This window comes from Burkholderia sp. JPY481, from assembly GCF_038900515.1.
Lineage (GTDB): Bacteria > Pseudomonadota > Gammaproteobacteria > Burkholderiales > Burkholderiaceae > Paraburkholderia > Paraburkholderia youngii.
The window spans coordinates 25,657-38,659 of sequence record NZ_JAYMRT010000019.1; the positions used below are offsets into that span (position 1 = coordinate 25,657).

Consider the following 13,003-nt stretch of genomic DNA (forward strand, 5'->3'; position numbering starts at 1 on the left):
GCGGTCCAGCGCTGGGCAAAGCTCTCCTGTCGGTCTGCGCTCTTGAGATCCGTCCGCAAGCCAGGTGGTTGTCTCGACATAAGCTGCGCGATATCTGGCTTTCGGCCGTCGCGCGTCGTGTGGAAAACTGCGGGTTTTTATGTTGTGTCTTGTACGATGTCTTATAACAAATTGATGTTCCGTGCGCGCTGACGCTTTCCCGCCGCCTCTGCGAAAGAAGGGGCGGCCTGTCAGGAACACGCACTGGATCCACCCCAAGGAGATGACTTATGAAGATGCGCTCGGTCCGAGAGCTTGCGGTACTCGGCCTGTTTGTTTTGACCGTCGCCGGTTGCGGTGAGGGTAACAACATCTCAGGTTCGAGTTCGACCACGCCACCCACCAACCCGACCTCGCCGACATCCCCGGTCTGGACGCCCGGCCGCTACGCCGGCGATACGAACCTGCCGGATTCGCCGTCCTTGCCGGCGGACACGCAGGTTTGCTCGACGCTTCAGGCAAGCAACAACCTGGTGAAGAACGCAGACGGCTCGCTGCCGGTCAGCGCCGACCCGACACCGGCCGCCTACGGCGGCGCGACCACGGCGCTGAACAACCCAGATCAGGCGCGCATCCAGGCCGCGCTCGACGCGTGCGGCGCCTCCGTCGACGCGGAAGTCGGCGCGAAGATCACGCAGGCCGACCAGCAGGCAGCCGCTACGCAACAGGCGGCCAATAATCCGAACGTCAACATCGCGGGTGCATCGAGCGAAACGCTGTCGAACCCGACCTACAAGGCCACCAGGTTCGCGGTGCGTCTCGTCAAGAACAGCAGCGGCGCCGGCAATGCGTTCCTCAGCGGCCCGCTGGTTCTGCCGTCGGGCGTCACGCTGTGGGTCGACGACGGCGTCACGCTGTTCGCAAGCCGCGACGTGGTCGTGTACGACAAAACCGCGCAGGATCGGCCCAACGCGATCACCTGCGGCGCCGCGATCAACAACCCGGCGGGGCTTCCCGCGCCGGCCGGCACCGCCAACGCGGGCGCGGCGACCATCGCGGGCACGAGCGGCATGCAGAACTGCTATCCGCTGATTCGCGGCACGCATACGGTCAACGCGTCGATCATGGGCACGGGCTCGATCGATGCGCGTGGCTACATGCCGCTGATCAGTTCGTCGCCGCAATATCCGATGATCCGCTGGGCAACCGGCGTCACCGAGGCGTTCACGTATTCGGGCAACAACATCTCCGGTGTGACGACGCCGAAGTTCAGCTGCACGAACACGATCGCCGCTTACCGCGCGGGCACGCTCGCACCGGAAGGCACTGCTTGCGACGTGGTCACCGCGATGGGCAAGACGACGCTGACCACACCTGCCGTCACCTATGTGGTGAACCGCCAGGCAACCAGCATTCCGAGCGGCTACACGGTCAACGGCGGCGGCTGTACCGCCGGCACGGCCGGTTGCGCACGCTGGGTGCCGGCAAGCTGGTGGGATATTTCGTACCACGGCAACAAGGACATCGGCGGCGGTCCGTACAGCTTCCAGGGCAACCCCGGCATGCTGTGGATGCAGCAGTCGAAGAACCTGTCGCTGTATCAGATCACGTTCCGGAACAGCACGTTCTTTACAGTCGAAGCCGACGGCGTGGACGGCTTCACCGTGTGGGGCATCAAGATCATCACGCCGTTGCTGCCGGATGCGGCGAACCAGGCGAGCGTCGGCATGAACAACGATGCCTTCGACGGCGTCAGCGGTTCGTACTCGCACCTCTATACGGGCGCGACGATCGACGCCAGCTCGACGGGCGTGAAGAACACCGACGGTGTCGACCCGAGCGTTGCCGCAGGTCCGGAACACGCGGCGCTCGGCACGGGCAGCAAGACCACGTCCGCAGGCCAGGTGTACTTCGACGGCTACGTGAAGAACGTCGCGATCGTGTACAACTTCCTGAGCCCGTCGGACGACAACGTCGCGTTCAAGGGCGGTCTGCAGGACCCGCGTCCGGCGTCGGCACAGGGCGCGACGACGCCGGCCAACATGCTGTGGGCCATCGACGGCAACCGCGACGTTTCGTCGAACCGCACGTACGGCATCACGGTGGCGCACAACCACAACTACAACGGCCATGGTCTGTCGATCGGCAGCCCCACGAACGCAGGTGTGCGCAACATTCACTTCTACGACAACTACTTCGACAATGTCTACGATGGCACCAACTCGTCTACGGACAATGGCATCGTGGGCCTGCGTATCAAGAGCGGTCAGGCACGCGGCGGCGACGTCAGCAACATCTACTACGACGGCGCATGTATGCGCGGTGTGAAGGACTTCCTCGTGTTCGACATGTACTACACGGGCCCGAGCGCCGATCCGATCACGTACACGGGGTTGGGCTGGCTGGTGCCGAGCTTCCACGACATCAACCTGAGCAACATCCGCATGATGAACATCCCGGCCAACAAGGCTGCGGGCAAGAACGGCGGCGGCGGTCTGACGTTCCGTGGTCTGCATGCCGATACGGCTTACGCCAATACGCAGAGCGTGATCCAGCTGAACCTGGACAACGTGGTTGCGGACAAGGACGTCGCGTTGTCGATTGCGAACCTGAGCAAGCCTGTCGTGAACATCGGCTCACTCGATGGCTCGACGCAATCGAAGGCGGCCAACGCCACGCTGAACCTCGGCGCGAACGTCAGTCTGATTGGCTCGTCGATGGCTCATGGCTCCGGCGGCATTCTGACGAACACGTCGAGCGGCGCGGGCAAGTACGCGGCCCCGACGAATACGTTGAACCTGACCGTCAATGGCAGCGACGACGCTGGCGCCGCGGGTGACACGGACCCGGCGGGCACGATCGTCTCGCAGAATGCGAAGCTGCAGCTGTGCGATCAGGCTTCGTCCTGGCCGGTTTTCCCGAATGTGAAGTAAGCGTGGTTGCTTGAAAGACCTGGACCCGCGGTGTCAGGCTGTGGGTCTTTTCTGAAGCCTCATGGGTGACCGTGGGGCTTTTTTTTGGGGGGGTCGTCGCAGGAGACAGTGAAGCTGCGGAGAGCGACTGCGTATCCTGAGCCTGACTGAATGGAAGTCGGGAGGGCTGCTCGATCGTAAGGCTTTTCGGAGTCGTCTGATGCTTGCATACGAAGCACACACCTAGCATAGCTCCCTCGCTACTCGCCATGACTTCCTTCCTGCGAGTGGCGACTGACCTACAGCCAGCGCAAGCAGGAGGCGTGACACATTGGCCTATAACGGCAAATTTCTCGTGAATAACGAGCCCCTATCACCGCTCACCATTTTTTGGCATCGGTACCTTCGACGCTTATTCGGGTGACCGGCAATACCGCAATCGGGGCGGCTGCACGGCAGTGCCTGGCAAGGGGCCGATTCCCGCGGGTACGTACTGGATCGTTGACCGGCCTACTGGCGGTATCCGTTCAAGGGCTTATGCATTGGGAAAAGACGTATTGAATGCAGTTTTCGCTCATCCGTCGAATCACGGTGACTGGTTCGCCCTGTATCGGGATGACGGCAGCATTGACGACTTTACGTGGGTCAATGGAGTCAAGCGTGGCCAGTTCCGGTTGCATCCAGCAGGCGGGCACGGCGCATCGCTTGGTTGCATTACCCTGCCGGGCCATAGTGATTTCATGAGAATCCGCAATGCGTTGCTGCACACCGCGAAAATCCCCGCGGGCACTTCGGGTCTGCGCGCCTATGGAACAATTGAGGTCATCACATATGGCAGCACTTGCCCGTAGACTGTTCAAGTTCGCGTTGTTTCTGGGACTGTTTGTTCTATCAGTTCTTTACGTCCGCCCGTATCCCTACGAGTGGACGGAAACCGAGTCGAATGCGTATTGGGCGGCTTCCGATTGGCTCGGTGTGCGTGACCCTGATGACCTGTATTACGTAGTGTGGGTGACTATCGAACTGATCGTGGCGGTGCTGGCGTATGTGGCGATCATGAAGCTATGGCGGTGGCGTAGCACGAAACACTGAACGCAAGCTCTCGCACGCGCCGGCACGCGCGATCCCCGCGTCACGACCCCGCAAAAACGACCGCGCCGCGATCGTTCCAACACCGATCGCGGCGCAGCTCACTACTCGAATACGTCGACTACAGCAAACCATCAGTCTTCGCGATCGAACTCCGGCAGCGGCCGCGTTCCTTCAATCGCGACCGAATGCAGCAGCCCGGGCTTCAGATCGAGCAGACGCAAGATCGTCGGCGCGACCTGCGTGGTCAGCACCCGCTCGTCGTTGACGTGCCCGGCGTGATGCATATGAGGCACGTACATCACGAGACCGAGATGGCTGTCGTCGGGCGCGTTGCCGCCATGCTCCTCGTCCTTCGACGTGCTCGACGTATAGATGACGCCCGGGTTCGGCTGAACGATGATGTCGGGCGTGCGGCCGCGCGACGGATCGCCGAACCGGTTCGCCAGTTGCGGGCCGGACAGGATGTATGCCTGCGGACCGTCCGCGCAAATGCCCGGCGCATTGCAGCTCAAATTGTCTTTCAGCGTCTTCACGACCGAGGCCACCTGGCTTTGGTCGCGCAGCCAGATCAGGCCGACGTCGTCGGTCTGCACCATGCCGGTACCGACGAGTCCGGTGCCATCGTTCAGGTTGCCGCTCGTCGTAGCGTTCTGCCCAAAAGCGCCGCCCGAATCCAGATAGTTGTTCGCTTCGAGCAGCTTGGTCAGCGTATCGCCGTTCTTCACCAGCTTCGAATGATCGGTCGGCGACTGGCCATGCTTCGCGGTCACGATGATCGCCGTCGACGAATAGAGATTGCGCTGCTTCAGTTCGGATACGATGCGTCCCAACGCGTCGTCGAGATACGCGATCGCGCCGGCCACTTGCGGACCCGGCGTGAAGCTCGCATCCAGATAGCCGCCGCCCGACGCGACCGTGGCCTTCTGCGCGACGCTCAAGGTCTGGAAGTTGGCGCCGAACACAGTCGGAATCGCGACGTTCTTTTGACCGGTCGAATCCTTGCCATCGATTTCATGGATCAGCGATTGCACATGGTAGTTGTCGAACTTCTCCGTGTGCGTGTACGTGTCGAGGTAGTAGGTATTGGTGTCCGGATCGATCGAATTTATTTCGGTACGTGAAAGATCGTCGACGCCCGTGCCGGACGGCCCGTTGAGCCAGTCGTAGCCCCACGCGTGTTTATCGGCCCACGCGGTGCGCGCGCCGTTCACATTGCCCTTGATCACTTCGAAGACCGTGTTGGTCTTCAGGTAGTTGTGCGGATAAACGGGCGTGCAGACGCCGTTGACGAGCGCATGCGGAATCGCCTGCGGGTTGAACGCGCCGCCGCCGTCGAGATGGATCAGCGCGCCGCCGTTCTCGCCGTCGATGCCGGTCGTTTCATCGAACACCACATTCCAGCCGGTCGGGCCCGTGCAATTGATATCGGACGGCGCATAGAGCGTGCGGTCGTAGGAGACGTCGTAGAACAGGCCCGCGGACTTCGGCGAGCCGCCGGTCACGAGCGCGGCGAGGCCCGGAAACGAATCCGACAGTCCCGGTGTATGCGCGTTCGTATACGTGGTGCCTGACTTCGCGAGCAGCGCCAGGTTGGGGCAGGTGTTTGCGCCGATGCAACGCGCGACGTCCTGCTCATGCAGACCATCGAAGCTGATCAGCAACACATGCTTGACCGACGCGCGATCGCGCTCGTGATCGCGGCCGTGATCGTGATCATCGCCGGCGGTCGCGACCGCCGAGTACAGCCCGGCGAGCAGTGCGACGGCGGCGCACATTGCGGTTTGCTTACGCTTCCATTTCGTGATCGGTTTCATGTCTCGTCCTTTTGTTTGACAACGAATTCGGGTAAAGCGGGACGAATTTGAACCGTAAAAAAAGTCATCTGCGTGACTTGGGTTTTTTATTTGGCGATACTGAAGTCTTAAGGCCTTGTTAAGGTCGGCGTGATCCGTTCGACGCGCAGGCGCTGTGAATCGGCTTCGATTCCACGCGTGATCCGTGCGAGTCGTCAAGCATAAAAAAACGGCACGGGTTATCGCAGTCCGTGCCGTTTCGTCGGTCGGTGGTCAAATACCTCGAGGGCGGGGCGGAAAGGACCGCCACGCCGCGCGGGTTGCCGGGCAAATAACGCGAGGGAGTCCGCCTAATGAGCGGCCGGCTCCTGCGTGATGGAGTCCACGCGGTCGGGGTAGAACGCGAGGTGTTCGCGGATCGACGCGACGGCGTCGTACGGGTGCTCGTAAGTCCACACCGCGTTGGTGCCGCGCTCGCCGGCCGATGGAATCGAGAAGTACGCGCATTCGCCTTTGTATGGACAATAGGTCGCGTGCGCCGTGCGTTCGAGCCGGGTCATGTCGACGTCCTTGCGCGGGATGTACAGCACGGCCGGATAGCGGGCCTCGCGCAGCGTCAACGCGTCGTGTGTATCGGCGATCACCTGGCCGCCAGCCATCACGATCACGCGTGCGCGGTGCTGCTCGATCGTGATCGGGTGGTCCGGGCCGGGGATCTTGACGGGTTTGTCGTTCGGGACCGAATGGGTGGACATAACGATGCTCCGTGGCGAAGTGGGTGGTGTCCGTGCCCGAGCCGAGCGCCAAGGCAAGCGACTGAAGATATGCCCGTATTGCCGTACTACTTCACTTCGGGTATTTCTATACATACTAGCGCAGACCTTCCAGGTGCTGTGAGCGGCGCAACGCCCGCCGGAGTTGCATCGACTGCGTGCACGTGCTTCAGTGCAGCGGAATCGCGACTTCGCGGAAGAGGAACACAATTAGCCGACTGACAGGAGTGCGTGATGCTCGTTGGATACGCCGCGCGTGAGTGTGCAAATGAGCCTGCAAGTCAGCCTGCAATCTCGTCGTCGACCAATGGCGAGGTTGTTTGACTATGCCGGCACTTCGGAAGCGTTGGTCACTTCGCGCATTGGGCGCGGGTGCCGCTCTGCCTTTGAGCTTGCTGTCCGGCCCGTCGCACGCGCAGGTCGTGCCGGGGCAATTGTCGAGCAACACCGTGATCGGCGGCAATGTAAAGCAGCACGCGGACGCTGTGCTCGCGATCATGAGCTACACGACGGTCCCGGACGTCACGACCAGCAATCTGTCGGTCAATAACGGCCTGACCGGTAATCCCGGCTTCGGGCAGACGCAATTCGGCGGCGGCTTCACGCTCAGCAGGTCGTTTCCGTTGTACATGGAGGGCACGCTCGCCTACAGCCGCTACGATCCGATTTTCATCGCCACGGATGGCGCCCAGCAGCGTGCGGTGCCCACCAAGTGGAACACCTTCAGCGGCACGGTCGGCCTGGGCTGGGATTTCCGCATCACCGACGAGTTGGCATTCCGCCCGATCCTGAACGGTACGATCGGGCGCGTGTCGAGCGACCTGAAGGTGGGGCAGACGCTGTTCAATCACGTCACCGACAGCAACCTGCAGTTCCTCGAGAACGGCTCGCTCAATGCCTACGGCTATGGCGGCTCCCTGATGCTCGACTACGAGCACTACCGCGAAAACTACGAAATCGACGCCGAATTGCGGGCGACCGATATCTACCTGCGCAGTTTCGGCGGTTCATCGCAGGCCGTTCAGGGCTCGGCCACGGCCCAGCAAGTGAGCCTATGGACACGCTGGCGCGCGCCCACCGGCTGGCACGCGCTGGACCGACCAGTCCGCTATGTGCTCGAAGCCGCTTACTCGCACTATTTCGGCGACAGCGCCGGGGTGCTGGGTTTCAACGACCTCACGTCGCTGGGAGTCGGCCTCGAACTCGATAGCAGCAGGTATCCCATCATCGTCACCCGCACGCGCGCGATGGTGCGCTACGTGTTCGGTCGCAACGTGCACGGCGTGTCGTTCGGATTCGCGATGAGTTTCTAGCGCGGCCTGCTTACCGGACCGCACGAATGGCGCGGATACCTGCCGTCGACGCTACTTCGTCACCCCCTTCTTCGTCGCGAGATCCTGCGCCATCTTGTAGTGTTCCTCGATGGTGGGCAGCGCTTTTTGCGCGGCCTTCTTCAGATCAGCGTTCTGGCCATCCGAAATTTCTTTCTTGAATGCGCTCAGCGCGTCCTCGTGTCCCTGCAAGCCGATCTTCTGGATATAGGCCTGATCGAATGCGTTGCCATGCAGGCTCTTCAGCGAGTCCAGCACCGTGGTGTCGGAATTGTCCTTCGGCACCGCGACGCCGTGTGGCGCAGCCATCTTCAGTTGCATCGTGAGCTTCGTGTGATCGAGCATCATGTGATGCGCGAACGACTTCACATCCTTGTCGCTGGAGTTCTTCGTCGCGAGCTTGGCCGCGTCGATTTCGGTCGACGACGACATGCTCGCCGCCTGCACGAAGTCCTTGTCGGCCTGGGGCAGCGGATTGGCGCTCGTGGTCGAGGCGGCCTCGGTTTGCGCGCCGGCGATCTGAGGGATAGCGGCAAGCCCACAGCACATCGCGGCAATGGCGGTAACGCGCTTCATGTTTTTCTCCTCTACGAAGTGGAACGGGATGAAGCGAAGCGGGACGGATGACTCGCTTCGATCGACAACCCGCAAGCGCCATACCATCGTCCACCGCGCGTCTGGAATGATGGATGCTCGACGACGGAGGTCTGCACGGCGGAAGAACGACGGAGGCTCGCATGCGCATCGCGCAAGTGTCGACGCTCTACGAGCGCGTGCCGCCCGTCGCCTATGGCGGCACCGAGCGCGTCGTGTCGTGGCTGACCGAGGCGCTGGTCGAACTCGGCCATGAGGTCACGCTATTCGCGAGCGGCGACTCGTTGACGCGCGCGCATCTCGTGTCGGTCTATCCGCGGCCGCTGCGTGAGCTCGAGAACACGGCCGACCCGCAGGCGTTTCATGTCGCGATGCTCGAACAGGTCGTGCAACGTTCGGCCGACTTCGACATCGTGCACTTCCACACCGACTACACGAGCTTCCCGTTCGGCCGGCGGCTGGGCTGCGCGCACGTGACGACGCTGCACTGGCGGCTCGACATCCCCGGTCTGGATGCGCTGTACCGCGAGTTTTGCGACGTACCGCTGATATCGATCTCCGACGCGCAGCGCGCGCCGCTGCCGCGACTCGCGTGGCAGCGCACCGTCCATCACGGCCTGCCGCGCGACCTTCACACCTTCAGCCGCACGCCGTCCGACTACCTGGCATTCGTCGGCCGGATCGCGCCGACCAAGCGACCCGATCTCGCGATCGAGATCGCGCGCCGTGCGAACGCGCGGCTCGAAATCGCGGCCAAGATCGACGACGGCGATCGCGTCTACTACGAGCACGAGGTCGCCTCGCTGATGCGGCAACCGCATGTGTGCTATCGCGGCGAGCTCGGTGGTCGTGACAAGGATCGCTTCATCGGCGCCGCGCGAGCGCTGCTGTTTCCGATCGACTGGCCCGAGCCGTTCGGGCTCGTGCTGGTCGAGGCGCTGGCGGCGGGCACACCGGTGATCGCGTTCGACCGCGGCTCGGTCCGCGAAATCATCGACGACGGCGTGACCGGCTTCATCGTCGATAGTGTCGACGAGGCCGTCGATGCGGTGAACCGTATCGGCGAACTGGACCGCGCGCGCTGTCGCGCAGCATTCGAGCGGCGCTTCACCGCGGCACGCATGGCCGACGAGTACCTCGAGGTTTACCGGAAGCTGTTGGCATCGAAGCGTTGAAGCGTTGAAGCAACGGCGCCTGCGCGAGTGTGGAGTTTTTCTAACACGGCACGCCATTCTTGACCAACGCCATCGGCACTGACGGCCACGGTGCATGCGAGCGGACCACGCGTCATGCGGCCGCCGGGCGCACGCGCGCAGCGGGCCGAGCGCATCGCGATCGGCGAGCACGAGTCGGGAAGACCGTCAGCGCGCCTCGCAGGCGCCGCCCGGCGCCCTACAGGCACGCCGGATGCGAAGGCACGAGCATCCGCGCGTGCCCGAAGCGATGCCCGGCACGGACGTACAGCCGGAGCAGTAGCCGGTACGCGACACGCCGGACGTGCAAGCACCGGGCTCGGCGGCGCCGCGACGCGCCACCCCGGCCAGCACTTGACCCTTCCACGCAACCCATCAGGGGAACGAAATGACCGACTCCCGTTCGACCACGGGCGAGCGCCCGCTGAACCCGTTCATCGACGTGCAGAAAGCGCTGAAGGGCGCTTCCTATCCCGCCGACAAGGACAGCCTCATCGAAACCGCGAAAGCCAATGGCGCCGACGACGAGGTGCTGCAACGGCTCCAGGATCTGCCCGACCAGCAGTATCAGAGCCCCGCCGAAGTCTCGAAGGGCGTCGGCAATGAATAGCCCGCAAACTCCATCGCCGCCGCCGCCAGGTCAGGGCTCACCGGCGGCCCGGTCCCCGCGTGGAACGCGGCTTTCGGCCGCGCTCGCGGTGCCGGGCGTCGTCTTCTTCGTCATTGGCGTGCTGCTCGCGATCGGCGGTATCCGGCTCGCGATGCTCGGCGGCTCGTGGTACTACCTGCTCGCCGGCATCGCGATCGCGGCGACCGGCGTACTGCTGTGGCTGCGCCGGCGTGCCGCGCTGTTCGTGTTCGCGATCGTGCTGTTCGCATCGACGATCTGGGCGGTGGTCGAGGCGCGCTTCGATTTCTGGCAATTGCTGCCGCGTCTTTGGGTGTGGGTCGTGCTCGCGATCTGGCTGCTACTGCCACCGGTGAGCAAGCGGCTTGCGCTCGGGCCGCCCGCCGTATCGCGCGAAGGCGTGCTGCCGCTCGCGGGAGCGGTCGTGCTCGCGGTGCTGCTCGGCGTCGTCACCGCGTTCAATCATCCGTACGATCACCCCGGCCAGCTCGAAGTGACGTCGGCCGCGCCTGCCGACGCGCCGCTTGCCGGCGACTCGAATCGCAAGCCGGCGGACTGGAGCGACTACGGCGGCTCGCCGCTCGGCCAGCGCTACTCGCCGCTTGCGCAGATCACACCGGAGAACGCGGGCAAGCTGAAGGAGGCATGGCGCATCGAGACCGGCGACAAAGCCGGTCCGGGCGACCCGACCGAAACCACCTACGAAGACACGCCGATCAAGGTCGACAACAAGGTGTACGTGTGCACGCCGCACAGCATCGTGATCGCGCTCGATCCCGCGACCGGCCACCAACTGTGGCGTTACGACCCGCACATCCAGAGCCCGGTCGGCAGCTTCAAGCACTGGGAGCATATGACTTGTCGCGGCGTGTCGTATCACGACGACGCGCTCTATCCGCCGCTGCCGGCCGCGGCCGAAGCCACGCGCAACAGCGCGGCCGCAGCCACCGCGAGTCCGGCGAGCGCCGCGGCGGCGGCGGGCCAGGGCACGGTGCCGACGCCGGTGCCGAACACGCCGCAAGACCGGACCGCAGCTGCGAGCGAGTGCCCGCGCCGCATCTTCCTGCCGACCGCGGATGCGCGCCTGATCGCGCTGAACGCCGACACGGGCGCGCTGTGCCCGCACTTCGGCAACAACGGCGCAGTGGACCTGCGCACGCACATCGGGCCGTTCACGCCCGGTGGCTACTACTCGACGTCGCCGCCGGCCGTCACGCGCGACCTCGTGATCATCAGCGGCCACGTGACCGACAACGAATCGACCAACGAGCCGTCCGGCGTCACGCGCGCGTTCGACGTGCACGATGGCCACCTGGTGTGGAACTGGGACGCGGGCAATCCGGACAAGACGCAGCCGATAGCATCAGGCCAGATCTACGTGCGCAACTCGCCGAACATGTGGTCGGTGTTCTCGGTCGACGAGAAGCTCGGCATGGTCTATCTGCCTCTCGGCAATCAGACGCCGGACCAGTGGGGCGGCCTGCGCACACCGGCGTCCGAGAAGGTCGCGGCGGGCATCGTCGCGCTCGATCTCGCGACCGGCCGGATGGTGTGGAACTACCAGTTCACGCACCACGACCTGTGGGACATGGACGTCGGCGGCCAGCCGTCGCTCGTCGATCTGCAAACCGCGAGCGGCGTGCAACCGGCGATCATCGCATCGACCAAGCAGGGCAGCATCTACGTGCTGAACCGCCAGACCGGCAAGCCGATCATTCCGATCACCGAACGTCCGGTGCCGGGCGGCGCGGCGCCGGGTGACCACACGTCGCCGACGCAGCCCTATTCGGCGCTGAACTTCGCGCCGCCGATGGTGCACGAGCACGATATGTGGGGCACCAATCCGTTCGATCAGCTGTGGTGCCGCATCAAGTTCAAGTCGTTGCGCTACGACGGCATGTTCACGCCGCCATCGGAGCAGGGCTCGCTCGTGTTCCCCGGCAACTTCGGCGTGTTCGACTGGGGCGGTGTGGCGGTCGATCCGGTGCGGCAGGTGCTGATCGTCAATCCGAGCTATATGGCGTTCACGTCGAAGCTGGTTCCGCGCGCACAGATCGGTTCGAACAGCGGCGAACAGAAGGGCAGCGAAACGAGTGGCATCAAGCTCGCGCTCGGCACGCCATTCGGCTTCGAACTGAACGCGTTCCTTTCGCCGCTCGGCATTCCGTGTCAATCGCCGCCCTGGGGCTACGTGGCCGCCGTCGATCTGCGCCAGGGGCATATCGTCTGGGAGCACAAGAACGGCACGATCCGCGATAGCGCGCCGCTGCCGATTCCGATGCCGCTCGGCGTGCCGAGCCTCGGCGGCATGATCACCACCGGTGGCGGCGTCGCGTTCCTGTCCGGCACGCTCGACTACTACCTGCGCGCCTATGACGTGCGCACCGGCGCACGGCTGTGGCAAGCGCGTCTGCCGGCCGGCGGCCAGGCCACGCCGATGACCTATGCCGACAGCAACGGCAAGCAGTATGTGCTGGTGGTCGCGGGCGGACATGGCTCGCTAGGCACGAAGCAGGGCGACTCCGTGGTCGCCTATACGTTGCCGTAGTCGCGCCGCGGTAATCACACTGCAGGCGCACACTGCAAGCGCGCGCCACGCTCAATGCGTGGCCGCGCGCAGCAAAAGCTTCAACACACCCGCCACCGTCGCGACCGCGACGACGCCGGCGAGCCACAGGCCGGCGAACCACGCAAGGCGGCGCCACATG

The 13,003-nt window shown here is 63.9% G+C and carries 10 protein-coding genes and 1 pseudogene; 7 read left to right on the top strand and 4 right to left on the bottom strand.

The window, feature by feature from the left end:
* Positions 1–269 precede the first annotated feature (269 nt).
* The 3 genes and pseudogenes from VSR82_RS31770 to VSR82_RS31780 all read left to right on the top strand — a co-directional run bounded on the left by VSR82_RS31770 (position 270) and on the right by VSR82_RS31780 (position 3,983).
* A complete protein-coding gene (locus tag VSR82_RS31770) occupies positions 270–2,912 on the top strand; it encodes a glycosyl hydrolase family 28 protein (RefSeq protein WP_429462839.1) in 2,643 nt (880 codons plus the stop codon).
* Between the two features lie 310 nt (positions 2,913–3,222).
* Positions 3,223–3,742 (top strand): annotated as a pseudogene (locus VSR82_RS31775) (DUF2778 domain-containing protein).
* Complete coding sequence (locus VSR82_RS31780) at positions 3,723–3,983, top strand: hypothetical protein (protein ID WP_368585771.1); 261 nt, start codon at positions 3,723–3,725, stop codon at positions 3,981–3,983. Before VSR82_RS31775 ends, VSR82_RS31780 begins: the two are co-directional and overlap by 20 nt.
* Before the next feature lie 131 nt (positions 3,984–4,114).
* Here the strand turns inward: VSR82_RS31780 and VSR82_RS31785 are convergent, their stop codons facing one another.
* Together VSR82_RS31785 and VSR82_RS31790 are read right to left on the bottom strand one after the other, a co-directional pair.
* Positions 4,115–5,797, bottom strand: a complete 1,683-nt coding sequence (locus VSR82_RS31785) for an alkaline phosphatase family protein (protein WP_429462838.1) — start codon at positions 5,795–5,797, stop codon at positions 4,115–4,117.
* A 329-nt stretch (positions 5,798–6,126) separates the two neighbouring features.
* The gene (locus VSR82_RS31790) at positions 6,127–6,531 is read right to left on the bottom strand and encodes a DUF427 domain-containing protein (protein ID WP_429462837.1); all 405 of its coding nucleotides are present in this window, start codon (positions 6,529–6,531) and stop codon (positions 6,127–6,129) included.
* A 344-nt stretch (positions 6,532–6,875) separates the two neighbouring features.
* On the opposite strand from VSR82_RS31790, the gene VSR82_RS31795 reads away from it, so the two are divergent.
* Positions 6,876–7,862, top strand: a complete 987-nt coding sequence (locus VSR82_RS31795) for a hypothetical protein (RefSeq protein WP_429462836.1) — start codon at positions 6,876–6,878, stop codon at positions 7,860–7,862.
* Between the two features lie 51 nt (positions 7,863–7,913).
* Here the strand turns inward: VSR82_RS31795 and VSR82_RS31800 are convergent, their stop codons facing one another.
* Positions 7,914–8,456, bottom strand: coding sequence for a DUF4142 domain-containing protein (locus tag VSR82_RS31800; protein WP_410851568.1), 543 nt, complete (start codon positions 8,454–8,456; stop codon positions 7,914–7,916).
* 161 nt (positions 8,457–8,617) lie between these two features.
* On the opposite strand from VSR82_RS31800, the gene VSR82_RS31805 reads away from it, so the two are divergent.
* The 3 genes from VSR82_RS31805 to VSR82_RS31815 all read left to right on the top strand — a co-directional run bounded on the left by VSR82_RS31805 (position 8,618) and on the right by VSR82_RS31815 (position 12,843).
* Complete coding sequence (locus VSR82_RS31805; protein WP_429462835.1) at positions 8,618–9,649, top strand: glycosyltransferase family 4 protein; 1,032 nt, start codon at positions 8,618–8,620, stop codon at positions 9,647–9,649.
* Between the two features lie 406 nt (positions 9,650–10,055).
* A complete protein-coding gene (locus tag VSR82_RS31810) occupies positions 10,056–10,277 on the top strand; it encodes a DUF2795 domain-containing protein (protein WP_368585766.1) in 222 nt (73 codons plus the stop codon).
* Complete coding sequence (locus VSR82_RS31815; RefSeq protein WP_429462834.1) at positions 10,270–12,843, top strand: glucose/quinate/shikimate family membrane-bound PQQ-dependent dehydrogenase; 2,574 nt, start codon at positions 10,270–10,272, stop codon at positions 12,841–12,843. Before VSR82_RS31810 ends, VSR82_RS31815 begins: the two co-directional genes overlap by 8 nt.
* 51 nt (positions 12,844–12,894) lie before the next feature.
* Here VSR82_RS31815 and VSR82_RS31820 read toward each other — a convergent pair whose 3' ends face one another.
* A complete protein-coding gene (locus VSR82_RS31820) occupies positions 12,895–13,002 on the bottom strand; it encodes a DUF2474 family protein (RefSeq protein ID WP_176122794.1) in 108 nt (35 codons plus the stop codon).
* Position 13,003 lies beyond the last annotated feature (1 nt).